We start from the raw sequence: 23563 nt of genomic DNA on the forward strand, positions 1-23563 counted from the left end.
CCGTCTGAGAGCATGGGCTGATGCGACCGCTGTACTCCGTCCCCCTCGGTGTCGCCGCCGCCGGCGCCGCCTGCCTCGCCTACTCCGTCGGGTACGAGGTGCGTGCCTTCCGGCTCCGCCGGGTCGAGGTCCCCGTCCTGCCCCACGGCGCCAAACCCATCCGGGTCCTCCAGGTGTCCGACATCCACATGGTGAGCGGCCAGGGCAAGAAGCAGCGCTGGCTGCAGAGCCTGGCCGGTCTGCGCCCGGACCTGGTGGTGAACACCGGCGACAACCTCTCCGACCCGCTCGGCGTCCCCGCCACCCTCGACGCGCTCAGGCCGCTCATGGACTTCCCTGGCGTCTACGTCTTCGGGTCCAACGACTACTACGGCCCGGCCCGCAAGAACCCGGCCCGCTACCTCCAGGCCATGCGCAGCGGCGTCCACGGCATGAACAACCCCGACGGCACCGGCAACCGCGGCATCAGCGGCGCCGTCCACAACCCCTGGGAGAAGCTCCGCGACGGCTTCGACGCGGCCGGCTGGCTCGACCTGACCAACACCCGCGGCCGCCTCACCGTCAACGGCCTGGACCTCGAGTTCACCGGCCTCGACGACCCGCACATCCGCCGCGACCGCTACGCCGAGGTCTCCGGCGGCCCCTCCGCCGACGCCGACCTCTCCCTCGCCGTCGTCCACGCGCCCTACCTGCGCGTCCTCGACGCCTTCACCGCCGACCGCTACCCGCTGATCCTGGCCGGGCACACCCACGGCGGCCAGCTCTGCATCCCCTTCTACGGCGCCCTGGTAACCAACTGCGACCTCGACACCCGCCGGGTCAAGGGCCTCTCCACCCACCAGGCCGGCGGCCACCGCTCCTACCTCCACGTCTCGGCCGGCTGCGGCACCAACCGCTACACCCCGGTCCGCTTCGCCTGCCCCCCGGAAGCCACCCTCCTCACCCTCACCCCGACCCCCCGCTGACCCCGACCGGACGCCCGCCCGAAACCGGATTTCGTGTCTCGGCGAGCGTCCGGTAGAGTTCTACTCGTCGCGAAGGAGACGGAGCGACAAACAGAAGGACCGGGGTGTGGCGCAGCTTGGTAGCGCGCTTCGTTCGGGACGAAGAGGCCGTGGGTTCAAATCCCGCCACCCCGACCCAGTACAGAGGGCCCATCGGAGAAATCCGATGGGCCCTCTGACGTTGTATCCGGAAGATTCCCCAGCGACCCGGGCCGTACGCGCCCCGCAGTGATGCCCGTCACCTGGGAGGCCCGGAGCCTTGTCGAGCGACTCCGCTCCGCTCACCAGCAGGACCGCCGGTGGGCCGGTACGGGTCGTCCGGGCCGAAGAGCCGAAGGGGGCCGGTACGGCGGGGTGCTCCGGTTCGAGGGGCGCCGGTTCGAGAAGGGGCGGTCGGACTCCCCGGTCCGACGCTAGCGGCTGGTGCTCCCCGGGTGAGCGCTCAGAGCACGGTGGGCAGGGCCGTGCGGGAGGTGATGCCGAGTTTGGGGTAGGCCTTGTAGAGGTGGTGGGCGACGGTGCGCGGGCTGAGGAAGAGTTGGGCGGCGATGTCGCGGTTGGTGAGGCCCTGGGCGGCGAGGCGGGCGATCTGGAGTTCCTGGGGGGTGAGGGAGTTCAGGGGGGTGTGGGGGGCCTGGGGCGCGGGGGTGCCGGTGGCGGAGAGCTCGGTGCGCGCGCGGGTGGACCAGGGGTGGGCGGCGAGGCGGTCGAAGGCCTCCAGGGCGGCGGTGAGGTGGGGGCGGGCGTCGGTGCGGCGGCGGGTGCGGCGGAGCCACTCGCCGTAGAGCAGGGCGGTGCGGGCGTGTTCGAAGGGCCGGTGGGTGGTGGCGTGGAGGTCGAGGGCCGCGCGGTAGGCGGGTTCGGCGAGCTCGTCGGGGCCCAGGAGGGCCTGGCAGCGCAGGCGTAGGGCTTCGGCCCAGGGACGGTCGGCGGCGGCGGTCCAGCGGGCGAAGCGTTCGTAGGGTTCGGCGGCGCGTTCCGGGGTGCCGAGGCGGACGGCGGCTTCGACCAGGTCGGGGACGGCCCGGGTGGCGCTGACGTGGTGGCGGTGCGGGCCGGTGGTGAGGGCGTGGAGGCGGTCGGCGGCGCCGGCGGCGCGGCCCTGGCCGAGGTCGAGCAGGGCGAGCGCCCACTGGACCCACGGGTGGCCGGCGGCGGGGGCGGCGGTCTGTGGGCCGGTGGTGGCGAGGGCGGTGGTGGCCAGGTCGGTGCAGCGTTCGGTGCGGCCGTCGAGCGCGGCCAGGTAGGCGAGCAGTGCGCTGAGTTGGCTGACCCACTGGTGCTGGCCGGTGTCCTGGGCGAGGTCGAGCGCCTCGATGGCGGTGAGTTCGGCGTCGGCGTGGCGGCCGTGGAAGAGCTCGGCTTCGGCGAGGAAGAACTGAAGGGTGGGCATCACCCCGAGGCTGCCCTTGGCACGGGCCTCGGCGACCAGTTCGCCGCCGAGCTCGACGGTCTCCTCGTCGCGGCCGAGGACGAGGGTGGCGCCGCAGAGTTGGACCAGGTCGGCGGGGCTCTCGGCGCCGGCCCGGCGGGCGGCTTCGACGGCCTCCCGGGCGGGCGGCAGCGCGGCCGCGGGCCGGCCGAGGGCGGGGAGGACGGCTGCGGGCAGGTAGCGGGCGAGCGGGGCGAGGGGGTCGTCGGCGGCCAGCGGGAGCGCGGCGAGTCGGTCGAGCACGTCGGCCACCGGCTCCTCCCCCGCGTACCAGGCGGCGTGGAAGGCCTGCACCAGCATCCGGGCGGCGTGGGCGGGTTCGACCGCGGCGTCGTCCACGGCGGCGTGGTCCACGGCGAGGGCGGCGTCGAGCAGCAGCCGGTAGGCCGTCGGGTACGAGCCGCGCCAGAAGTGCGCGGTGGCCCGGACGTGGTCCAGCAGGGCGTGGGCGAGGGGGTTGTCGGTACGGGCGGCGGCCTCGTCGGCGAGTGCCTCGGCCCGGACCAACTCGCCTTCCTCGGTGGCGGCTTCGGCGGCCAGGACGAGGCGGCGGGTGGCACCTTCGCGGTCGGGGGTGAGCCGGGCGGCCCGTTCGTACGCGGCCGCGCCCCCGTGGCCGCCGCGTCGTCCGGCGCGGACGGCGGTGCGCTCCAGCGAGTCGGCGAGGGCGGCGTCGGGGGCGGTGGCGGCGAGGGCGAGGTGCCAGGTGCGGCGGTCGCCCTCCGGGAGGGCCTCGGCGATGGTGCGGTGGACCGTGAGCCGCTGGTGGTGCGGGGCGCGCTGGAGGATGGCGGAGCGCAGCAGCGGGTGGCGGAAGGCGATCCGGCGGTCCGGGGTGACGGTGACCAGACCGGACTCCTCGGCCGGGGTGAGGTGTTCGGCACCGACCCCGAGCGCGGAGGCGGCGGGCAGCACGACGTCGAGTTCGCCGCTCTCCTCGGCGGCGGCGACCAGCAGCAGGGTCTGGGCGGCCGGGGGCAGGCCGGTGACCTGGCCGTGGAAGGCGATCAGCAGTCGGCTGGTGAGCGGCAGGCCGCCCGAGGTGTGCGCCTGCGGGCCGGTGGCGACGGGGAGTTCGGTGAGGGCGAGCGGGTTCCCGGCGGCTTCGGCGAGCAGCCGGTCGCGGACGGCGGCGGGCAGGTCGGGGCCGGCCCGCTCGGTCAGCACCCGGGTGGCGTCGGCCTCGGCCAGTCCGGTCACCAGGATTTCGGGCAGGCCGAGTTGACGCTCGGCCGGGGCGGTGCCCTCGGTGCGGGCGGCGAGCAGCAGGGCGACGCCTTCGGCCTGGAGGCGCCGGGCGGCCAGCAGCAGGGCGTCCAGGGAGGCCCGGTCGAGCCACTGCACGTCGTCGATAACGCACAACAGCGGCTGTTCGGCGGCGAGTTCGGCGAGAAGTCCGAGGGTGGCGAGGCCGACCAGCAGCCGGTCGCCCGGCCCGGCGGCCGGTTCCGCAGCGGCCGGTTCCGCAGCGGCCGGTCCTGCTGCGGCCGGCCCGTCGCCGAGCCCGAACGCCGCCTCCAGGGCACGCCGTTGCGGCCCGGGCAGGACGTCCAGCCGGTCCAGGCCGGGTGCCAGCAACAGGCTCAGCCCGGCGAAGGGGAGTTCGGCCTCGTACTCGACGCCCGCGGCCCGGATCACCCGGAAGGCCTGCCCGGCCCGCGCGACGGCGTCGTCCAGCAGGGCGGTCTTGCCGATCCCAGCCTCGCCGCGGAGCAGCAGCGCCCCGCTGCGCCCGTTCCGTGCCTGTGCCAACAGGCCGTCGACAGCGGCCTGTTCGTGTTCCCTCCCGTACAGCATGCCCCGACCCTACCCAGCCCGCCGCCGGTACCCGGGCGCAATACCTACGTAGGCAGGTACGGATACGTGACCGATTCGCCGCCGACCGCCCGTCCCTACCTTTGTGAGCAGCGGGAACGAGCCCGCCAACCACCCACCGGAACACGGGAGACGACCATGACCGAGATCACCACCGCCGCCCTCCAGCAGCTGGCCGAGCGCTACCTCGCGGTGTGGAACGAGACCGACCCGGCGGCCCGCCGCAAGCTGATCGACGAGGTGTGGGCCGAGGACGGCCGCTACACCGACCCGCTGGCCGCCGTCGTCGGCCGGGACGCGATCGACGCGCTGATCGGCGCGGCCCAGGCCCAGTTCCCGGGGCTGGAGTTCACCCTCGGCCCGGTGGACGCGCACCACGACATCGCCCGGTTCACCTGGAACCTCGGCCCGGCGGGCGCCGAGCCGGTGGTGATCGGCTTCGACGTGCTGGCGGCCACCCCGGAGGGCCGGATCGGCACCGTGCACGGGTTCCTGGACCGCGTGCCGGGCGCCTGAGCAGCCGGGAAACCCCACCACTGGGGCGCCGCACCCCACGGCGGCGCCCCTCCCCGCCCCCACCCGTCACACCCGCCCCTACCCGTCGCACCCCGCCCCCTCCCGCCCCCACGGCGGCGCCCCACCCCTGGAGGAGAGCCCGAGATGAGCACCGCCCTGGACACCCGGCGGCCCACCGAAGCCGCGGCCGCCCCGGCGGCACCCGCCCCCAGGGGCCTGCTGCCGGTCGTCCTGACCGCCACCTTCATGACCGCCCTCGACACCTTCGTCGTCAACGTCGCCGTCCCCTCCGTCCAGGCCGATCTGGGCGCCGGCCCGGCGGTGGTCCAGTGGGTGATGGCCGGGTTCGGCCTGGCCCTCGCCGTCGGGCTGGTCACCGCCGGCCGGCTCGGCGACCGGTACGGCCGCCGCCGGGTGTTCGCGCTCGGCCTGGCCCTGTTCACCCTCGCCTCCGCGGGCTGCGGCCTCGCCCCGACCGCCGCCGCGCTGGTCGGTGGCCGGGTCGCCCAGGGCCTGGCGGCCGCGCTGATGGGCCCGCAGGTGCTGGCGATCCTGCGGACGGCGTTCAGCGGCGCCGCGCAGGCCCGGGCCTTCGCGCGGTACGGGCTGACCATGGGCATCGGCGCGGTGTTCGGCCAGCTGATCGGCGGGCTGCTGATCCGCGCTGACCTTCTCGGCCTCGGCTGGCGCAGCTGCTTCCTGATCAACCTGCCGATCGGTCTGGCCGCCCTGGCCGCCGTCCGCCGCTGCCTGCCGGAGTCGCGCGCCCCGCAGCGGCCGGGCCTGGACCCGGTCGGCGTGCTGCTGGTGTCCGCCGCGCTGACGGCCCTGGTGCTGCCGCTGATCCAGGGCCCCGGGCTGCACTGGCCGCTGTGGACGCTGCTCTGCCTCGCCGCCGCCGCCGTCCTGCTCGCCGCCTTCGCCGTCCACCAGCACCGCGCCACCGCGAACCGCGCCACCGCACACGGCAGCCCCCTGGTCGACACCCGGCTGTTCCGCAGCGGCGCCTTCCGCACCGGGCTGCTCGCCCAGCTCGTCTTCTGGCTCGGCCAGGCCTCCTTCTTCCTGGTCCTCGCCCTGCACCTGCAACTGGGCCGCGGGCTGGACGCGCTCGGCTCCGGGCTGGTGTTCACCGCGATCGGCCTCGGCTACCTGCTCACCTCGAACGCGACCCACCTGGTCACCGCCCGCCTCGGCGAGCGCCGCACGATCACCGTCGGCGGGCTGCTGATGGCCGTCGGGCTGGGCCTGCTCGCCCTGGCCGCCCACGACGCGGGGGACGCGAGCGTCTGGTGGCTGGCGCCCGGGCTGTTCGTCGACGGCCTCGGCATGGGCCTGGTGATCGCGCCGGTCACCACCGTCGCCCTGGCGGCCGTCGAACCCGGGCTGGCCGGTGCGGCGGCCGGGGTGGTGGCCACCGTGCAGCAGGTCGGCGGGGCCGTCGGGATCGCGCTGATCGGCCTGGTCTACTACGGCGCCGGCGACCCGGCCGCCGCCTTCGGCCGCAGCGTGACGGCGCTGGCGGTGCTGGAGCTGGTGCTGGTGGGACTGGTCAGGCTGCTGCCGCGCCGTTCGTGAACACAGCACGCGACACGGCGGGAGCCGGGGCGGGTGGGGGTGAACCCCCACCCGCCCGTTCCGTTCCGTCCCCCCGATCGGGTTGGATGGTCGGATGAGCGAGGAGAAGAGCGCCGTACCGGCGTGGGAGCAGCGGTTCCGGGCAGCACGCGTGTCACTGCCCGACTGGGCCGAGGACGCACCCGACCGGGCGCTGTACGTGTCCAACGCGACCGGCACCTACGAGGTCTACGCCTGGGACCGTGCCACCGGCACCCACCGCCAGGTCACCGACCGCCCGAACGGCACCACCGACGCCGAGCTGTCCCCGGACGGCGACTGGGTCTGGTGGTTCGACGACCACGACGGCGACGAGTTCGGCGTCTGGCGCCGCCAGCCCTTCGCGGGCGGCCCGGACGAGGAGGCCGTGCCCGGCCTCGCCCCCTCCTACTCGGCCGGCCTGGCCCTCGGCCGCGACGGCACGGTGGTGGTCGGCCGGTCCACCGACGAGGACGGCACCACCCTGCACCTGCGCCGCCCGGGCGCGGCCGAGGCGGTCGAGATCTACCGGCACGAGGAGTACGGCGGCGTCGGCGACCTCAGCCACGACGCCACCCTGCTCGCCATCGACCACACCGAGCACGGCGACGCGATGCACTCCGCGATCCGGGTGGTCCGGCTCACCGGCAGCGGCACCGAGACCGTCGCCGAGCTGGACGAGGTGACCGGCCGGGACGAGCCGCGCGGCGTCGCCTGCCTGGGCTTCGCCCCGGTCGAGGGCGACACCCGACTGCTGGTCGCCCACCAGCGCACCGGCCGCTGGGAACCGATGATCTGGGACGTCGCCACCGGCGCCGAGACCGCCCTCCCGCTGCGCGACGAGCAGGGCCGCGAGCTGCCCGGCGACGTCTCCGCGCAGTGGCGCCCGGGCGCCGCGGAGCTGCTGGTCGAGCACGAGTACGAAGCGCGCAGCGAGCTGTTCACCTACACGCTCGCGGACGGCCTGCTCACCCGCCTGGAGACCCCGCGGGGCACCGTCGGCGGCGCCACCGCCCGTCCGGACGGCACGGTGGAGTACCTGTGGTCCTCCGCCGCCGAGCCCTCCGCCGTCCGTTCCACCGCCGGGGCGGTCGTGCTGCGGGCGCCCGGCCCGGTGCCGCCCGGCTCCGTCCCGGTCGAGGACGTCTGGGTGGACGGGCCCGGCGGGCGGGTGCACGCCCTGGTGCAGCGTCCGCGCACGGCCGGCCCGGGCCCGTACCCGACCGTCTTCGAGATCCACGGCGGCCCGACGCACCACGACAGCGACTCCTTCGCGGCCGGCCCGGCCGCCTGGCTGGACCACGGCTTCGCGGTGGTCCGGGTCAACTACCGGGGCTCGACCGGCTACGGCCAGGCCTGGACCGACGCGCTGCACGAGCGGGTCGGCCTGATCGAGCTGGAGGACATCGCGGCCGTCCGGGAGTGGGCGGTCTCCAGCGGCCTGGCCGACCCTCAGCGGCTGGTGCTCACCGGCGGCAGCTGGGGCGGCTACCTGACCCTGCTGGGCCTGGGCGTGCAGCCCGACAACTGGTCGCTGGGCGTCGCCGCCGTGCCGGTCGCGGACTACCACACCGCGTACGCCGACGAGATGGAGGCGCTCAAGTCGCTGGACCGCACGCTCTTCGGTGGCACGCCGGAGGAGGTCCCGGACCGCTTCACCGCCTCCTCGCCACTGACCCACGTCGAGCGGGTGCGGGTGCCGGTGTACATCAGCGCCGGGGTCAACGACCCGCGCTGCCCGATCCGGCAGATCGACAACTACGTCGAGCGGCTGGAACAGCTGGGCAAGCCGCACGAGGTGTACCGGTTCGACGCCGGGCACGGCTCGCTGGTGGTGGAGGAGCGGATCAAGCAGCTGCGGCTGGAGATCGACTTCGTCCGGCGGCACCTCGGCGTCCCGGGCGGGAGCACCGGAGAGGCTGGGTGAGACGTCTGCTGGCGCTCGCGGGGGCGGCGGTGGCCGGGGCGCTGGTGCTCAGCGGCTGCTCGGGCTCGCACGGCGACGAGGCCGACTGCCCGCCGCCGGTCGCCCCGCGGCCGACGAGCCCGGCGGCGGGCGTGCCGGCGGGCGTGCCGACGGCTGCCGCCACTCCGACGGGCACGACGACAGCGGCCGACGCGCCGTCCGGCTCGGCGACGAAGGCGAGCGCACCGGGCGCCGGGCCGGCCTTCGGGGCGGTGCTCGTACGGGCGTCGTACGGGCCCGGCTCGACGGAGTCCACAGGCGGGGAGGAGGACACGGCCGAGCGCGCCGGCTCTAGCGGCTCGCACGGGTCGAGCGGCTCGCACGGGGCGAGCGGCTCGCACGGGTCGAGCGGCTCCAAGGGCTCGTCCGGCTCGAAGGGCTCGTCCGGGTCCAAGGGCGGGGGCACCACCCACCACCACATCGACCATTACGGCTCGGACGACGTGGTCGGCGTCCACGGCGTCCACTGCCGCGGCGGCTCCGCGCCGGTGAACGACGACACGGCGGCGCCGTTCGGCGGCGACCAGAGCCCGACGGCCCCCTCGCAGTCCCCGACGGCGACCGTGGTGCCGACGCCGGCCGCACCCCCGGCCAAGCCCCTGCCGACGCCGACCGGCAAGCCGTCCAGGTAGACCGGTCGGGCAGGCCGGTCGGGCCGGCCGCCCAGGTGCCGGCCAGTCCAGGTGCCGGTCCGTCCAGGTGCCGCTCAGTCCAGGACCGGGTCCAGTCCCAGGGCCCGGTCCTGCTCCGCCTCCGCCTCCCGGCGCATCAGGCGGAACCACATGAAGATCACGAACCCCGCGAAGACGAACCACTCCAGGGTGTAGCCCAGGTTCTGGAACGCCCGCAGGGTGAGCCCGTCCCCGCCCTGTGGCTGGACGGCCGGGACCGCGGTCAGCCCGGCGGGCACCTGGTCGGCGGCCACCCAGCCGTCGTACCAGCCGTCGTACTCCAGCACGTTCAGCAGCGAGGCCCGGTTGATCATGCCGAGCTGCCCGGCCGGCAGCCCGCCCGCGACCGCGCCGTTGCTGCCGACCGACTCGTTGGCCTGGAGCCGCCCGGCGACGGTCACCTGCCCGGTGGGCGCGGCCTCGGCCGCGGGGGCGGAACCGGACGGGGCTCCGGGCGCCCAGCCCCGTACCACGGCGACGGCGTGTCCGTCGGCGGTGCGCAGCGGGGTGAGCACGTAGTAGCCCTGCTTGCCGTCCAGTACCCGGTTGGGGACGAGGAGTTGGTGCTCCGTGTCGAAGCTCCCGGTCACCGTGACGGGCTTGCCGACGGTCTCCGTGGTCACCTGCGGGGTGGCCGGGCCGAGCAGCGCGTCGATCGGCCGGGCCTCACCCGGAGCGGTGAGCGAGGCCTTGCTCTCCTGGTGGGTGGAGACGCGGTCCTCGAACCGGCCGAGCTGCCAGGAGCCCAGCCAGACGCACACCGCCACGGCCGCCATCGCCAGGGCGGTGCCGCCCAGCCAGCGCGGAGTCAGGAGGAACCGGTACACACCCCCCACGGTAACCACTCCTCACACCGCTTCCGACCACAGGGTCCGTCGCCGGACGGCGCGGCGGCCGGGGCGGGTGCCCGCTCAGCCCGTCGCGGGCGTCCCGGTCGGCTGGGCCACGGAGCCGCCGGCCGGCTGCACTCCGCCCCGGTAGAACGTCCCCCCGCAGCCGACCGGCAGCGAGGCCGTCGCGGCCTCCGGGCTGCCCGGGGCCGGGGTGTGGGCGATGGTGGCGGTGGCCTGCGCGGAAGTGGGGTTGCCGCTCGGGGTGGCCGTCGGGCTCGGCGCCGAGGTGGTTCCGGGGGTGGGCGAGGAGCTGGCCTGCGGGTTGGCGCTCGGCGCGGCCGAGGCGCCGGAGGCCGGGGCGGCACCGGAGGCGGCGGGGGCCTGGGTGGTCAGGGAGGCCTGGGTGGTCAGGGAGGCCTGGTTGGCGCCGGTGGTCGGCGCGGTGGTGAAGCCACCGGAGCCGCAGCCCTGGTCGGGGATCCACGCGAACGGCACCCGGTACCCGGCCTGCGGAGCGAGCACCGGCGGTTCGGCGTCCATCGCGGGCAGGCTGGCCGCCGGGTCGCCCGGAGCGTGGTCGGCGGTGCGGACCCGGCTGCGGTCGGTGCCGCTGACGCCGGTGACGGCCACGGCGCCCGGTCCGCCGAGGCGGCAGCTGTGCCCGGAGACGTTGTACACGGTGAAGGACCCGTAGATCCGGCCCTGGGCGTCCGCCAGGCCGACCTGTGCGGTGCCCTGTCCGAGGTCCGACCGGGTGCAGAGCGGGAGGATCCCGCCGTCCCCGGTGCCGGTGGCCCCGGTGGGGGTCGCGGTACCGGGGGGGGTGGCGTCCGCGCCGGGGCTGGGCGAGGCGGTGCCGACACCCGTCGAGGGGCCGGCACCCCCGCCGCCGGTGCCGGTGTGCGCGCCTGCACCGGTGGCACCGCCACCGACCGCCGCGCCGCTCGGGGCCGCGAGGGTCGCGCCGTCGGCGGTCGTGGAGCCGGGGCCGCCGGACAGTCCCAGGTGGTCGCCCTCGTGCAGGACGGGCAGGGCGATCGCGACCGCCAGGGCCAGCGCCGCCGCGCCCGTCCAGGCCCCGCGGCGGGCGGCCCGGCGCCGGGGTACGGCCTGGCGGATCCGGGGCAGGGCGCCGGCTCCGGGCTGGATCCCGGCCACCGCGTGCTGCATCAGCTCGCGCAGCGCCCGTTCCTCGGAGGAGAGGCCGGGGACGTCGTCGTCCTCGGGCCGCTGCCGGAGGCCGTCAGCCATGTCCGGCCTCCATCTGGATCCGGAGGGCGGCGAGTCCGCGCGAGCCGTACGCCTTCACCGAACCGAGTGAGATGCCCAGGGTCTCGGCGACCTGCGCCTCCGTCATGTCCACGAAGTAACGCAGCACCAGAACCTCCCGCTGACGGCGTTGCAGACCCTTCAACGCGGCCTTCAGCTGGTCGCGCTCCAGGGCATCGTAAGCACCTTCTTCTGCACTGGCCATGTCAGGCATGGGCTTCGGCAGCAGTCGAAGACCGAGGATCCGGCGGCGCAGTGTGGAGCGCGACAGGTTGACCACCGTCTGCCGGAGGTAGGCCAGGGTCTTCTCGGGCTCGCGCACCCGGCGCCGGGCGGCGTGCACCCGGATGAAGGCCTCCTGCACGACGTCCTCGCAGGTGGACAGGTCGTCCAGGAGCAGCGCGGCGAGCCGCAGCAGGGAGCGGTAGTGCGCCTTGTAGGTCGCGGTGAGCAGGTCCTCGCTGGTACCCGCGTCGGTACCGGCGCCGGAGTCCGCCGCACCGGGTGCGGCCGCCGTCATCTGGTCTTCTTCCGGCCTACTCGGCGACCACGGGGCGCGCGACGGGAAGGTCACCACGGCCCTCGCCGGGATGCCCGCCCTTGCCCCCACCATCACGTTCGCCACGCCCGTTGGACACTCGATCCCCTGTCATGGTTGCCCAGCCCGGGGCCCATTCTTCCGCATCGGCCGAAGAGGCCTCCAGGGGATTCCCACGGGATTCCGGACGGATTGTGTCGAGGAGCGGACACAGGTCCGGACATCCTCGGGCACAAGGGGCCCTCCGAACCGGGCCGGTGACGGTTCCTGGGGAACCCCGGGGCCCCGGCCGTCCTGAGACCGGCTGTTCCGAGACCGGCCGTCAGCTGGGACCGGCTGTTCCGAGACCGGCCGTCAGCTGGGACCGGCCGTCCTGAGACTGACCGTCAGCTGGGATCGGCCGTCCTGAGACTGACCGTCAGCTGGAACCGGCCGCCAGCTCACCGGCCACCAGCTCGGCGATCTGCAGCAGGTTGAGCGCGGCCCCCTTGCGCAGGTTGTCGCCGCAGAGGAAGAGGTCGAGCGCGTCCGGCTCGTCCAGCGCCCGGCGCACCCGCCCGGCCCAGACCGGGTCGGTACCGACCACGTCGTTCGGAGTGGGGAACTCCCCGGCCGCCGGGTCGTCGTAGAGGACCACGCCGGGCGTCTCGCGCAGGATGTCCTGGGCGTGCTCCTGGCTGACCTCGCGCTCGAAGCGGGCGTGCACTGCCAGCGCGTGGGTGCGGACGACCGGGATGCGCACGCAGGTCGCGGAGACCCGCAGGGCGGGCAGGCCGAGGACCTTGCGGGCCTCGTCGCGCAGGCCGAGTTCCTGGGCGGACCAGCCGCCCTCGCGCAGGCCGCCGGTCCAGGGCACGGCGTTGAGGGCGAGCGGGGCGGCGAACGGCCCCTCGTCGGCGATCACCGCGCGCAGGTCGCCGGTCTGCCGACCGACCTCGGTGCCGGCCACCAGCTCCGTCTGCTCGCGCAGCGCCGCCACGCCGGCCCGGCCCTCGCCGCTGGCGGCCTGGTAGGTGGCGACCACGAGCTGCTCCAGCCCGTACTCGGCGTGCAGCGCGCCGACCGCCGCGACCAGCGTGAGCGTGGTGCCGGCCGGGCTGGCCACGATGCCGCGCGGACGGATCCGCAGCGCGGCCGCGTTGACCTCGGGGACGACCAGCGGCACGTCCCCGGCGGTGCGGAAGGCGGCCGAGTCGTCGACCACCACGATGCCCTTGGCCGCCGCGATCGGCGCCCACTGGGCGGAGACCGCGTCGGGGACGGCGAACACGGCGACGTCGATCCCCGCGAAGGCCTCCTCCGCCAGCGGGACGACCCCCACCGCCTCCCCGCGCACCACCGGCGTACGGCCGGCCGAGCGCGGCGAGGCGACGAGTCGGACCTCGCCCCAGACGTCCTGACGGAGCGAGAGCAGGCCGAGCAGCACCTCGCCGACCGCGCCGGTGGCGCCGACGACGGCGAGGTTGGGGCGCCGGATCACGTCCGGGCACCCCTGCCCGGCTGCCGGGTCATCGCCCGGTGCCGCCGTAGACCACGGCCTCGTCGCTCTCGCTGTCCAGGCCGAAGGCGCTGTGCACGGCGCGGACCGCCTCCGGCACGTCGTCGGCGCGGGTGACCACCGAGATGCGGATCTCCGAGGTGGAGATCAGCTCGATGTTGACGCCCGCGGCGGACAGCGCCTCGAAGAAGGTGGCGGTGACACCCGGGTTGGAGCGCATGCCGGCGCCGACCAGCGAGATCTTGCCGATCGCGTCGTCGTAGCGCAGCGACTCGTAGCCGATGCCCTCCTTGACCCGGCCGAGCGCGTCGATGGCCTTCTGGCCCTCGGTCTTCGGCAGGGTGAAGGAGATGTCGGTCAGGCCGGTCGACGCGGCGGAGACGTTCTGCACCACCATGTCGATGTTGACCTCGGCGTCGGCGATGGCGCGGAAGATGCGCGCCGCCTCGCCCGGCTTGTCGGGCACGCCGACGACCGTGACCTTGGCCTCGGAGGTGTCGTGGGCGACTCCGGAGATGATGGCCTGCTCCATCTCGCCCCCTTCGGGCTGGTTCGGGTTGTCGTTGCTGACGATCGTCCCGGGAAGACCCGAGAAGGACGAGCGTACGTGAATCGGGATGTTGTAGCGGCGGGCGTACTCCACGCAGCGGTCGAGCAGCACCTTGGAACCGGACGAGGCCAGCTCCAGCATGTCCTCGTACGCGATCCAGTCGATCTTGCGCGCCTTCTTCACCACGCGCGGGTCGGCGGTGAACACGCCGTCCACGTCGGTGTAGATCTCGCAGACCTCGGCCTTGAGCGCGGCGGCCAGCGCGACGGCGGTGGTGTCGGAGCCGCCGCGGCCCAGCGTGGTGATGTCCTTGCTGCTCTGGGACACGCCCTGGAAGCCGGCCACGATCGCGATGTTGCCCTCGTCCAGGGCGGTGCGGATGCGGCCCGGTGTCACGTCGATGATGCGCGCCTTGTTGTGGACGGAGTCGGTGATGACACCGGCCTGACTGCCCGTGAAGGACTGGGCCTCGTGGCCCAGGGATTTGATCGCCATGGCCAGCAGCGCCATGGAGATGCGCTCTCCAGCGGTCAGCAGCATGTCGAACTCACGGCCGGCAGGGAGCGGTGACACCTGCTCCGCGAGTTCGATGAGCTCGTCCGTCGTGTCGCCCATCGCGGACACCACGACGACGACCTCATGGCCGGCCTTCTTGGCATCAACGATTCGGCGGGCAACGCGCTTGATGCCTTCGGCATCCGCAACGGATGAGCCGCCGTACTTCTGCACGACAAGGCCCACGTGCGCTCCTCGACTAGTGTCGTTCTCCGGGGGCGCCAGGCCCCCGTACCCCCGGGGGGAAGGGGGGTGCGGTCCGCGCCAGTCTACCGAGCAGGGGTGCCCTGACCGGCGCCTTCCATATGGTGAGACGGGGGTTTCAGCAGGTGGGCGGCGATTCGGACGGCGCCACCGGCAGGTCTGCGGGGCATTCGGCGCCGCTCCGCAGAATCCTCGGAGGAATGGCCGGTGCCGCGGCCGGATTTGTTTTTCGGGCGGTTTGTTGAGGCATTCGTCACAATGGACCTCCGCATCGGCCACCACCGGCCTCTGCTCGCTCTGGATTAACCGGCCGAGCGCCGGACTGACGGCGAGCGCCGGACTAACGGCCGAGACCGAGCTCGGCCGCCATCAGGTCGCCCGCCTGCTGCTCCAGCTGCTCGTCGGTGAGCCCGTCGTCGTCGATGTCCGCGCCGTCCGCCGCCGCACCCATCGGGCTGTCCAGCCGGACGTGGGCGATCAGCGACTGGAGCGCCCGCAGCACCGCCGAGCAGGTCGTGCCCCAGTTGGAGAGGTACGAGAACTGCCACCACCACAGCGCCTCGCTGACCCGGCCCTCGCGGTAGTGGGTCAGACCGTGCTGGAGCTCGCTGACCACACCGGCCAGGTCGTCCGAGATCCGGAAGGCGTTCGGCTTCTCCGGCGGACCGTACGGGTCGAAGACCTCGTGGTAGACGTCGATCGGCGCGAGCAGCTCGGCGAGGCGCTCGCGCAGCTGCTCGCCGTCCGGCTCGGGCCCGGCGTCGGGCTCGAAGCGGTCCTCCGGGACGACGTCCTCGATGGCGCCCAGCCGGCCGCCCGCCAGCAGCAGCTGCGAGACCTCCAGGAGCAGCAGCGAGACCGCGCTGCCCGGTTCGTCACCCTTGGCGACCTCGGTGACGGCGAGCACGAAGCTCTCCACCGAGTCGGCGATCTGCACCGCGAAGTCGTCCGGCTCGGAGCCGTGGCCGTGGGTGTGTGGGGCGTGGGCCTCGGGCTCCGGGTGGAGCTTCGGGCCGTGGGGCTGCTGGTTGATCGTCCGGTCAGACATCGAGCAGTCGTCTCCCTTCGAAGGCGCGGCCGAGGGTGACCTCGTCCGCGTACTCCAGGTCCCCGCCGACGGGCAGGCCGCTCGCCAGCCGGGTCACCTTCAGGCCCATCGGCTTGCAGAGCCGGGCCAGATAGGTGGCGGTCGCCTCCCCCTCCAGGTTGGGGTCGGTGGCCAGGATCAGCTCGGTGACCGTGCCGTCCGCGAGGCGTGCGAGCAGCTCGCGGATGCGCAGGTCGTCCGGGCCGACGCCCTCGATGGGGCTGATCGCGCCGCCCAGCACGTGGTAGCGGCCGCGGAACTCACGGGTGCGCTCGATGGCGACGACGTCCTTGGGCTCCTCGACCACGCAGATGACACCGAGGTCGCGGCGCGGGTCCAGGCAGACCCGGCACTGCTCGGCCTCCGCGACGTTGCCGCAGACCACGCAGAAGCGGACCTTGTCCTTGACCTCCAGCAGCGCGTGCGCGAGGCGGCGCACGTCGACGGGGTCGGACTGCAGCACGTGGAAGGCGATCCGCTGGGCGCTCTTGGGCCCGACGCCGGGCAGCCTGCCCAGTTCGTCGATCAGGTCCTGAACCACGCCCTCGTACAACGTCGCGCCTTCCCTCGGATGGTCGGTGTGCTCCTGGTCGGAGGTACTCCGGTGCCATCATCCAACGAATCGGGCGCCGGACACACCGGCCGACGCCCGACTCCCACAGAAATCACATGAGGAACGTCCTGGAAGGGACGTCCTAGAAGGGCAGACCCGGGATACCGCCGCCCAGGCCCTGGGTGAGCGGACCCATCCGCTCGGCCTGCATCTTCTGGGCCGCCGCGGCCGCGTCCCGGACCGCCGCCACGACCAGATCGGCCAGGGTCTCGGTGTCCTCCGGATCGACGGCGGCCGGGGCGATGGTCAGCGCCACCAGCTCACCGGAACCGGTCACCGTGGCCTCGACCAGGCCGCCGCCCGCCGAACCGTTCACCCTCGCGTCGGCCAGCTCCTGCTGGGCCTTCGCGAGTTCCTCCTGCATCTTCTGCGCCTGCTTGAGCAGCTGCTGCATGTTGGGCTGACCGCCACCGGGAAACACGGCTCACTCCTTGCTGTCACGCGGTTCTTCGTTCGTCACCGCTGAGCCTACGGGCCCGGACCCGCCCGTGGGGCCGCTCCCGGGTGCCCTGATCGCCCTGGCCGGCTAGTTGCCGCGGTGGTGGATCTCCTCCAGCACCGTGGCGCCCAGCTCGCGGATGATCAGCTCCTGGCCGGAGAACGCCTCCTCGTTGAGGTCCGGGTCGTCCTCCTCCGGGATGTCGTCCTCCGGAGCCACCGACTGCACCGGACGGACCGGGGGCACCGGCGCGGCCGGCGGGGCCTGCACCGGCGCGGGGGCCGGGGTCGGCGGCTGGGGCTGCGACTGGACCGGGGCGGGCGTCTGCACCTGCGGCTGGGGCTGCACGGGGGCGGGGGCCGCCATCGGCGGCGCGGCAGCCGCCGGACGGGCCGGGGCTCCCCAGCCACCGCCGGCCGGGACGGGAGCTCCCGGGGCCACGCCGCCGCCACCGCCGCCTCCGGACGGGTCGACGATGCACTCGATCCGCCAGTCCACGCCCAGCGCGTCGGACAGCGCCTGGCGCAGCACGTCGTCGCTGTTGCTGCCGACGAAGCTGTCCCGGGCACCCGCGTTGATGAACGAGACCTGGAGGGTGCTGCCGTCGAACCCGGCCACCTGGCCGTTCTGGCTGAGCAGGATCCAGGTGAAGCGGCGGCGGTTCTTCACCGCCTCCAGGATCTGCGGCCACAGCTGCCGGACCTGCGCCGCGCCCTGCTGCGCGGCCGCGGACGGCTGGCCACCGGCGGGGGCCGGGGCCCCGGGGGCCTGCTGGACCGGGGGCGGGGTGGGCGCGGTCTGCGGGACCGCCTGCGGCTGCTGCGCGGGCGCGGCGGCGGGCACGGGAGCGGACGCGGCGGCCGGAGCCGGTGCGCCGCCCGCAGGCGGGAAGCTGCGCGGGATCGGCCAGGCGCCCGGGGCGGGCCCGGCGGGGGCCGGGGGCGGGGGCGCCTGCGCGGGGGCGGGCGCCGCGGCGACGGGTGCGGGTGCGGGCGCGGGCGCCGGGCCGGGCACCTCCACCGACGGAGCGGCCGCCGGTGCGGCCACGGGCGGGGCCATCGGCGCGGCGGCCACCGGAGCGACGGCCACCGGCGCCATCCCGGCCGGCGCGGCGAAACCGCCCGCGGCCGCCCGGCGCTCCAGCTTGTCCAGTCGCGCCTGGAGCGACAGCTCGTCGCTGTACGCGCCCGGCAGCATCACCCGGGCACAGATCAGCTCCAGCTGGAGCCGCGGCGCCGCGTTGCCGCGCATCTCGGTCAGCCCGGTGTTGACGATGTCGGCCGCCCGGCTCAGCTCGGTCGCGCCGAACGCGTCCGCCTGCGCCTGCATCACGGCGATCCGGTCCGCCGGGGCGTCGATCAGCCCCTTCTCCCCCGCCTCCGGCACGGTGGCGAGGATCACCAGGTCGCGCAGCCGCTCCAGCAGGTCGGTGACGAAGCGGCGCGGGTCGTGGCCGCCCTCGACCACCCGGTCGATCACCTGGAACACCGTCGCCCCGTCGTGCGCGGCGAAGGCGTCCACCACCTCGTCCAGCAGCGCCGAGTCGGTGTACCCGAGCAGTGCCGTGGCCATCTGGTAGGTGACGCCGCCCTCGCCGGCACCGGCCAGCAGCTGGTCCATGACCGACATCGAGTCACGCACCGAGCCCGCGCCGGCCCGTACCACCAGCGGGAACACCGGGTCCTCGACCTGGATGCCCTCGCGGCCGCAGACCTCCGCCAGGTAGTCGCGCAGCGTGCCGGGCGGGACCAGCCGGAACGGGTAGTGGTGGGTGCGGGACCGGATCGTCCCGATCACCTTCTCCGGCTCGGTGGTCGCGAAGATGAACTTGAGGTGCTCCGGCGGCTCCTCGACCACCTTGAGCAGCGCGTTGAACCCGGCCGAGGTCACCATGTGCGCCTCGTCCAGGATGAAGATCTTGTACCGGCTGTGCACCGGCGCGAAGAAGGCCCGCTCGCGCAGCTCGCGCGCGTCGTCCACACCACCGTGCGAGGCGGCGTCGATCTCGATCACGTCGATCGAGCCGGGCCCGCCGGTCGCGAGGTCCCGACAGGACTGGCACTCCCCGCAGGGCGTCGGCGTCGGCCCCTGCTCACAGTTCAGACAACGGGCCAGGATGCGCGCGCTCGTCGTCTTGCCACAGCCGCGCGGCCCGCTGAAGAGGTACGCGTGGTTGACCCTGTTGTTGCGCAGGGCCTGCTGGAGCGGAGCGGTCACGTGCTCCTGCCCGATGACCTCCGCGAAGGTCTCGGGGCGGTAGCGGCGGTACAGGGCTAGGGACACACCACCGACGATATCGGGACGGGCCGACAAACGCGTCGCCCCTTCACCCCGGCCCCCGCTCCGCGGGGCCGGCCGACGTTCCCGGGGAACGCAAAGACCCCCCGTGCACCCGCCAGAGCCCTCCTACCCTTGCTGCCTTCCGGCCCTGGGGGGGTTCAGAGAGATGACGCCACACGAGGGGCTGACCCCCACACTACCGGATCCCGGCCCCGACGATCCACAGGCCACCCCCGGCCTCCGGCCTGGGGATAGGTGGTCGCGAGCACCCCGAAACATGTACTAAGCTCTCCCACGGAGGATTCGCCTAGAGGCCTAGGGCGCACGCTTGGAAAGCGTGTTGGGGGCAACCCCTCACGAGTTCGAATCTCGTATCCTCCGCCTTCACGAAGGCCCGAACCGCTCAGCGGTTCGGGCCTTCGTCGTCTGGTCGCAAGCCCTGCAGGCAACCACCAGCGTGTCCGAAAGATCGCGTAAGTCCGTGATGTGACAGGCTGGCCGAAGCCTGCGCTCTGGGCCTTGATCGGCCGGGACGGGAGATGCACCGTGAAAGTCCTGCGACCCACGCTGGTGAAGGTGCCGTGGATGCTCGCGGCGCTGGTCCTCGTGGCCGGCCTCCTGCTGGACCGTTTCGCGCCTCAGCCGTACACGGGACTCCCACTGGTGGCAGCCGCACCGCTCATCGCGGGTGCCACACTCTCCTTCCGGTCCGCGCTCGCCGTCGTGTGTGTCGCGTGCGTGGTCTCGGTGTCGGTGGACCTCGAACGCGGGCGTCCGGCGACACCACTGATTGTGGATCTCGCCGTGGTCGGCGTGATCGGCGCGCTGGCTCTCACAATCAACCGGCTGATCGTGCGGCAAGGGCGCGATCTGGCACTGGCCAGGGATGTCGCGGAGGGGGTCCAGCGGGCGGTACTCCCGGAGCCGCCGAGGACGGTCGGGCCGCTGGCCGTGGCTGCGGGGTACACGGCAGCGCAGGCCGAGGCACGGATCGGCGGCGACTTCTTCGCAGTGCAGGAGACGCCGTTCGGGGTGCGGATGATCATCGGCGATGTACGGGGCAAAGGCATTTCGGCCGTCGCCGCCGTGTCGATCGCGATCGGAATCTTCCGTCATGAGGCCGAGTCCGCTCCCACCTTGGTCACGTTGGGACAGCGGATGGACGAGGCGGTGAACAAAGACACGGCCCGGAGCGGCCCGGTGCCCACCATGGAGGGCTTCATCACCGCCGTACTGGCCGAGGTCTCCCCCGACGGCGAGACACTGAGCCTGGTGAACCACGGGCATCCGCCCCCGTACCTGATTCACGACGGACAGCTCGTGCGGCTCGATCCGGCCGTCCCACAGCTGCCCCTCGGCCTGGGGCTGGGCGATCTCACTCCTGACGGCCCCGCGCCCGCCAATGTCGTACGGCTGCCCCCGGGGGCCTCGCTGCTGCTGGTGACCGACGGTGTCACCGAGGCGCGGGACAAGCGGGGGACTTTCTACGATCCACTCGCCTCAGAGCGCATGCGCAGGCAGTTCAGTGATCCCGATGCAGTGGTGGATGCCCTCACCGAAGACGTCGGCCGCTGGACCGGGGGCAAACGCGACGACGACATGGCCATCCTGGTGGTCACCCGGCGCCACCGCCCTCCCCGCGTCGCCTGATCAGGAAGCGAACTCCCACAGCGCCGCCTCGCCCACGGCTCCAATACGGGAGAGGTGTGCCGCGGCCGGGGTGGTCAGGGGCTGGTCAGCGGCATAAGGAGGACCCACGAGGCCGACGTGATCCTCGCCCGGCTCGGCGACTGCACCAGCGTCCAGGACCACCTCCGCCACTCGGGCTCTACAGCAACCTCGCCTCGAACTGGAACTCGGGTGCGGTCAGCGGTTGCTCGGCCCAGATGACCTTGCCGCGGGCCGTGTACCTGGTCCCCCACCGCCCGGCCATCTGGGCCACCAGGAACAGGCCCCGGCCGCCCTCGTCCGTGGCGTCGGCGTAGCGCAGGTGGGGGGCGGTGCTACTGCCGTCGGAGACCTCGCAGACCAGGCTGGTGTCGCGCAGCATGCGGACGCGGATGGGCTCGGTGCCGTGGCGGAGGGCGTTGGTGATCAGTTCGCTGAGGATCAGCTCGGTGGTGAAGGTCAGTTCCTCCAGGTCCCAGGCGGTGAGCTGGTCGCCGCATGCGTTGCGGAGGCGGGAGACGGCGGAGAAGTCGTCGGGTACGTCCCAGGTGGCCACCTGAGACGGCTCGAACAGGCGAGTGCGGGCGACGAGGAGGGCGATGTCGTCACTCGGGTGTGGCGGGACCAGCGCGTCGAACACGGCCCGGCAGGTCTCCTCCGGGGATGCGTCGGCACGGGCCTCCACCAGGGAACGGCGCAGCGCGGCGAGTCCGGTCTCCAGGTCGCGCTCGCGGTTCGTGACCAGCCCGTCGGTGTAGAGGACCAGTGCGGTGCCGGGTGCCAACTGGAGCTCGGTGGTTTCGAAGGGCAGGCCGCCCACACCGAGTGGCGGGCCGGCGGGCAGGTCGACGAACTCCACGTTGCCGTCGGTGTGTACCAGGGCGGGCGGGGGATGGCCCGCCCGTGCCATGGCGCAGTGTCCGGAGACCGGGTCGTAGATCGCGTACAGGCAGGTGGCGCCCGTGACGGTCCCCGTCCTGTCGTCTTCGGCGGGTTCGCCCAGGTCGAGGTGGGCGACCAGTTCGTCGAGGCGGGCGAGCAGCTCGTCCGGTGGCAGGTCGAGGGCGGAGAAGTTGAGGACGGCGGTGCGCAGTCGGCCCATGGTGGCGGCGGCGTGCAGGCCGTGGCCGACGACGTCGCCGACGACCAGTGCCACGCGGAAGCCGGGCAGCGGGATGACGTCGAACCAGTCCCCGCCCACCCCTCGCTGGGCCGGCCGGTAGCGGTAGGCCGCCTCCAGGGCGCTCTGCTCGGGCAGTCCCCGGGGCAGCAGGCTGCGCTGCAGTGCCTCGGCCATCCGGTGCTCACGGGTGTAGCGGCGGGCGTTGTCGATGCTGATCGCCGCGCGGGCGACCAGTTCCTCGGAGAAGGTGACGTCCTCCTCCCCGAACGGCTCGGACTCCCCCGCGCGCCAGAAAGTGGCCGTGCCCAGGGTCAGGCCGCGCGCCTTGAGCGGTGCGGAAACCAGCGAGTGCACCCCGTACGCGAGGATCCGGTCGGCGGTCTGCGGGTCGCGTGCCCGCCAGGCGTGTGCCTGACGCAGGTCGGCGGCGAGCGCGGCGCACCCGCTTCCCAGGGCGGTCTCTTCCGGCGTGCCGGGCAGCGGGCTGATCTGCGAGCCCACCGGGTAGAACGGCCGGTCCTCGCGGATGCCTCCGGCCGCCACCCGGCGGATCCGCGGGCCTCCCGCGATGCCCGTGCCCGGGAGCGGCTCGTCACCGCGCAGCACCGCCTCGGCCAGCTCGACGGTGGCGAAGTCCGCGAAGCGCGGCACCACCACGTCGACCAGCTCCTGGGCGGTCCGCTCCACGTCCAGGGTGGTGCCGACCCGCAGCCCCGCGTCGTAGAGCAGCTTCAGCCGGGCCCGCGCCGCCTCGGCCTGCCCGGCCAGCGCCCGCAGCTCGGTGGTGTCCCGGATCGTCGCGACGCTGCCGGGCCCGCCGCCGAACGGCGCCGTGGGGCGGTTGTTGACGGCGAGCAGCCGGTCCTCGGCCGGGTACACCTCGTCGGTGGCGGCCCGCCCCGACGCCAGCAGCTCCGCCAGCCCCGGATCGAGCCCCAGCTCGGTGACGGGCCGCCCCTCCACCTCGGGCGGCAGCTCCAGCAGCCGCCGCGCCTCGTCGTTCGCCAGCACCGCCCGCCCGTCCCCGCCGACGATCAGCACGCCCTCGCGCACCGCGTGCAGCACCGCGTCGTGGTGCTCGTACATCCGCGTCATCTCGGCCGGGCCCAGCCCGTGGGTCTGGCGGCGCAACCGCCGCCGCACCAGCACCGCCCCGCCCGTGCCCACCGCGAGCGCGGCCGCCGCGCCGCCGAACAGGACCGGCAACTGCCTGCTCACCGCGCCGCCCGTGTTCACGATGTAGTACCCCACCGAGAGAAAACCGGCGACCGAACCATCCGGCCTGGTGATCGCCACGGTGGTGTCCACGTCGGGTCCCAGCGGTATGTTCTCGGTCACGGTGTACGGCCCCTTCAGGGCCGGTAGGTAGTTGCCGTAGACGTGCTTTCCGATCAGCTCGGGATGGGCGGTCTGGGCGTAGCGGGTCCCGTCGGTACCGAAGATCACGATGTAGTCGAAGCCGCCACTCCTCTGCACGTCGACGGCCAGGGGCTGCAGCACCGCGGTCGGATCGGCGCTGTCGAGAGCAGCCGCCAACCCGGGATAACGCGACAACGTGACGGCCGCAGCACGCGTGCTGTGCGCCGCATCACTCGTGGCGAAGCCGCGGGCCTGCAGGACGAGCGCCGTCAGCGCCGCGCCGACCAGCAGGACCACCACGACCAGCAGCCACAGGAACACCTGCCCGGCGACACTGGGCACCCGCAGCCCCGAGCGCAGCCGCCCCCAGGCGGACCGGTGTCCCCCCGGTCCGTCCTGTGCCTTGCTCAAGGGCATGCTCCCTGTGTGCATCCGGGCTGTCCCCGCGCTTCCGGGTCCCCTCCTCCACGCTGCCACCCGGCCCGAAGACGCGCACGTGCGAGGCCCACGGCGGGCAGGAGAGATCGCCGGCCGGGAACTCGCTCTC

The 23563-nt window shown here is 73.9% G+C and carries 17 protein-coding genes, 2 tRNA genes and 1 other RNA gene; 8 read left to right on the forward strand and 12 right to left on the reverse strand.

Translation table 11 applies throughout. The annotated features are described in order from the left end of the window. The first annotated feature begins 20 nt into the window (after positions 1–20). Positions 21–965, forward strand: a complete 945-nt coding sequence (locus ACH4J0_RS08315) for a metallophosphoesterase (protein WP_396237556.1) — start codon at positions 21–23, stop codon at positions 963–965. A gap of 100 nt (positions 966–1065) precedes the next feature. Then, positions 1066–1139, forward strand: a tRNA-Pro gene (locus ACH4J0_RS08320). A 307-nt stretch (positions 1140–1446) separates the two neighbouring features. On the opposite strand, the gene ACH4J0_RS08325 is transcribed toward ACH4J0_RS08320, so the two are convergent. Next, positions 1447–4233 (reverse strand): ATP-binding protein, encoded by a 2787-nt coding sequence (locus ACH4J0_RS08325; protein WP_396237558.1) that lies wholly within the window; start codon positions 4231–4233, stop codon positions 1447–1449. Positions 4234–4389: 156 nt separating this feature from the next. On the opposite strand from ACH4J0_RS08325, the gene ACH4J0_RS08330 reads away from it, so the two are divergent. From ACH4J0_RS08330 to ACH4J0_RS08345, 4 genes are all read left to right on the forward strand, one after another. After that, positions 4390–4767 carry a nuclear transport factor 2 family protein gene (locus ACH4J0_RS08330; protein ID WP_396237560.1) on the forward strand — a complete coding sequence of 126 codons (378 nt, stop codon included), beginning with the start codon at positions 4390–4392 and terminating at the stop codon, positions 4765–4767. 144 nt (positions 4768–4911) lie between these two features. Then, positions 4912–6345 carry an MFS transporter gene (locus ACH4J0_RS08335; RefSeq protein ID WP_396237562.1) on the forward strand — a complete coding sequence of 478 codons (1434 nt, stop codon included), beginning with the start codon at positions 4912–4914 and terminating at the stop codon, positions 6343–6345. 94 nt (positions 6346–6439) lie between these two features. After that, positions 6440–8290 carry a S9 family peptidase gene (locus ACH4J0_RS08340; protein WP_396237564.1) on the forward strand — a complete coding sequence of 617 codons (1851 nt, stop codon included), beginning with the start codon at positions 6440–6442 and terminating at the stop codon, positions 8288–8290. After that, the gene (locus ACH4J0_RS08345) at positions 8287–8961 is read left to right on the forward strand and encodes a hypothetical protein (RefSeq protein ID WP_396237566.1); all 675 of its coding nucleotides are present in this window, start codon (positions 8287–8289) and stop codon (positions 8959–8961) included. The genes ACH4J0_RS08340 and ACH4J0_RS08345 overlap by 4 nt, the downstream gene beginning before the upstream one ends. A 74-nt stretch (positions 8962–9035) precedes the next feature. Here the strand turns inward: ACH4J0_RS08345 and ACH4J0_RS08350 are convergent, their stop codons facing one another. From ACH4J0_RS08350 to ffs, 10 genes are all read right to left on the reverse strand, one after another. Next, positions 9036–9827, reverse strand: coding sequence for an SURF1 family protein (locus ACH4J0_RS08350; protein ID WP_396237568.1), 792 nt, complete (start codon positions 9825–9827; stop codon positions 9036–9038). An 84-nt stretch (positions 9828–9911) separates the two neighbouring features. After that, positions 9912–11084, reverse strand: coding sequence for a hypothetical protein (locus tag ACH4J0_RS08355; RefSeq protein ID WP_396237570.1), 1173 nt, complete (start codon positions 11082–11084; stop codon positions 9912–9914). Further along, the gene (locus ACH4J0_RS08360; RefSeq protein ID WP_396237572.1) at positions 11077–11622 is read right to left on the reverse strand and encodes a SigE family RNA polymerase sigma factor; all 546 of its coding nucleotides are present in this window, start codon (positions 11620–11622) and stop codon (positions 11077–11079) included. Before ACH4J0_RS08360 ends, ACH4J0_RS08355 begins: the two co-directional genes overlap by 8 nt. A 436-nt stretch (positions 11623–12058) precedes the next feature. Beyond that, entirely contained in the window at positions 12059–13120 is a 1062-nt protein-coding gene (locus ACH4J0_RS08365) for an aspartate-semialdehyde dehydrogenase (protein WP_396237574.1), read from the reverse strand. Between the two features lie 28 nt (positions 13121–13148). Beyond that, a complete protein-coding gene (locus tag ACH4J0_RS08370; RefSeq protein ID WP_380417395.1) occupies positions 13149–14429 on the reverse strand; it encodes an aspartate kinase in 1281 nt (426 codons plus the stop codon). A gap of 358 nt (positions 14430–14787) precedes the next feature. Continuing rightward, a complete protein-coding gene (locus ACH4J0_RS08375; RefSeq protein ID WP_396237577.1) occupies positions 14788–15495 on the reverse strand; it encodes a DUF5063 domain-containing protein in 708 nt (235 codons plus the stop codon). Beyond that, positions 15488–16087, reverse strand: a complete 600-nt coding sequence (gene recR, locus ACH4J0_RS08380; protein ID WP_396237579.1) for a recombination mediator RecR — start codon at positions 16085–16087, stop codon at positions 15488–15490. The genes ACH4J0_RS08375 and recR overlap by 8 nt, the downstream gene beginning before the upstream one ends. A gap of 142 nt (positions 16088–16229) precedes the next feature. Continuing rightward, positions 16230–16568, reverse strand: coding sequence for a YbaB/EbfC family nucleoid-associated protein (locus ACH4J0_RS08385; protein ID WP_396237581.1), 339 nt, complete (start codon positions 16566–16568; stop codon positions 16230–16232). Between the two features lie 105 nt (positions 16569–16673). Then, entirely contained in the window at positions 16674–18869 is a 2196-nt protein-coding gene (locus ACH4J0_RS08390) for a DNA polymerase III subunit gamma and tau (RefSeq protein ID WP_396237583.1), read from the reverse strand. A gap of 92 nt (positions 18870–18961) precedes the next feature. Beyond that, positions 18962–19052: signal recognition particle sRNA small type (gene ffs, locus ACH4J0_RS08395), an RNA gene on the reverse strand. 110 nt (positions 19053–19162) lie between these two features. Between ffs and ACH4J0_RS08400 the strand changes: the two genes are divergently transcribed. Further along, a tRNA-Ser gene (locus tag ACH4J0_RS08400) sits at positions 19163–19247 on the forward strand. Positions 19248–19451: 204 nt separating this feature from the next. Further along, positions 19452–20516, forward strand: a complete 1065-nt coding sequence (locus ACH4J0_RS08405) for a PP2C family protein-serine/threonine phosphatase (RefSeq protein ID WP_396237585.1) — start codon at positions 19452–19454, stop codon at positions 20514–20516. Between the two features lie 178 nt (positions 20517–20694). Here ACH4J0_RS08405 and ACH4J0_RS08410 read toward each other — a convergent pair whose 3' ends face one another. Then, the gene (locus ACH4J0_RS08410; protein ID WP_396237587.1) at positions 20695–23433 is read right to left on the reverse strand and encodes a SpoIIE family protein phosphatase; all 2739 of its coding nucleotides are present in this window, start codon (positions 23431–23433) and stop codon (positions 20695–20697) included. Between the last annotated feature and the right edge of the window lie 130 nt (positions 23434–23563).

Origin of the sequence: Kitasatospora sp. NPDC017646, from assembly GCF_044329365.1 — a bacterium.
In the GTDB taxonomy this organism is placed as follows: domain Bacteria; phylum Actinomycetota; class Actinomycetes; order Streptomycetales; family Streptomycetaceae; genus Kitasatospora.

Bases quoted from the DNA above. Each gene is read 5' to 3' on its own strand.
- ACH4J0_RS08315 (WP_396237556.1), top strand. From the start codon at position 21: ATGCGACCGCTGTACTCCGTCCCCCTCGGTGTCGCCGCCGCCGGCGCC.
- ACH4J0_RS08325 (WP_396237558.1), bottom strand. From the start codon at position 4,233: ATGCTGTACGGGAGGGAACACGAACAGGCCGCTGTCGACGGCCTGTTG.
- ACH4J0_RS08330 (WP_396237560.1), top strand. From the start codon at position 4,390: ATGACCGAGATCACCACCGCCGCCCTCCAGCAGCTGGCCGAGCGCTAC.
- ACH4J0_RS08335 (WP_396237562.1), top strand. From the start codon at position 4,912: ATGAGCACCGCCCTGGACACCCGGCGGCCCACCGAAGCCGCGGCCGCC.
- ACH4J0_RS08340 (WP_396237564.1), top strand. From the start codon at position 6,440: ATGAGCGAGGAGAAGAGCGCCGTACCGGCGTGGGAGCAGCGGTTCCGG.
- ACH4J0_RS08355 (WP_396237570.1), bottom strand. From the start codon at position 11,084: ATGGCTGACGGCCTCCGGCAGCGGCCCGAGGACGACGACGTCCCCGGC.
- ACH4J0_RS08360 (WP_396237572.1), bottom strand. From the start codon at position 11,622: ATGACGGCGGCCGCACCCGGTGCGGCGGACTCCGGCGCCGGTACCGAC.
- ACH4J0_RS08375 (WP_396237577.1), bottom strand. From the start codon at position 15,495: ATGTCTGACCGGACGATCAACCAGCAGCCCCACGGCCCGAAGCTCCAC.
- ACH4J0_RS08405 (WP_396237585.1), top strand. From the start codon at position 19,452: ATGCTCGCGGCGCTGGTCCTCGTGGCCGGCCTCCTGCTGGACCGTTTC.
- ACH4J0_RS08410 (WP_396237587.1), bottom strand. From the start codon at position 23,433: ATGCCCTTGAGCAAGGCACAGGACGGACCGGGGGGACACCGGTCCGCC.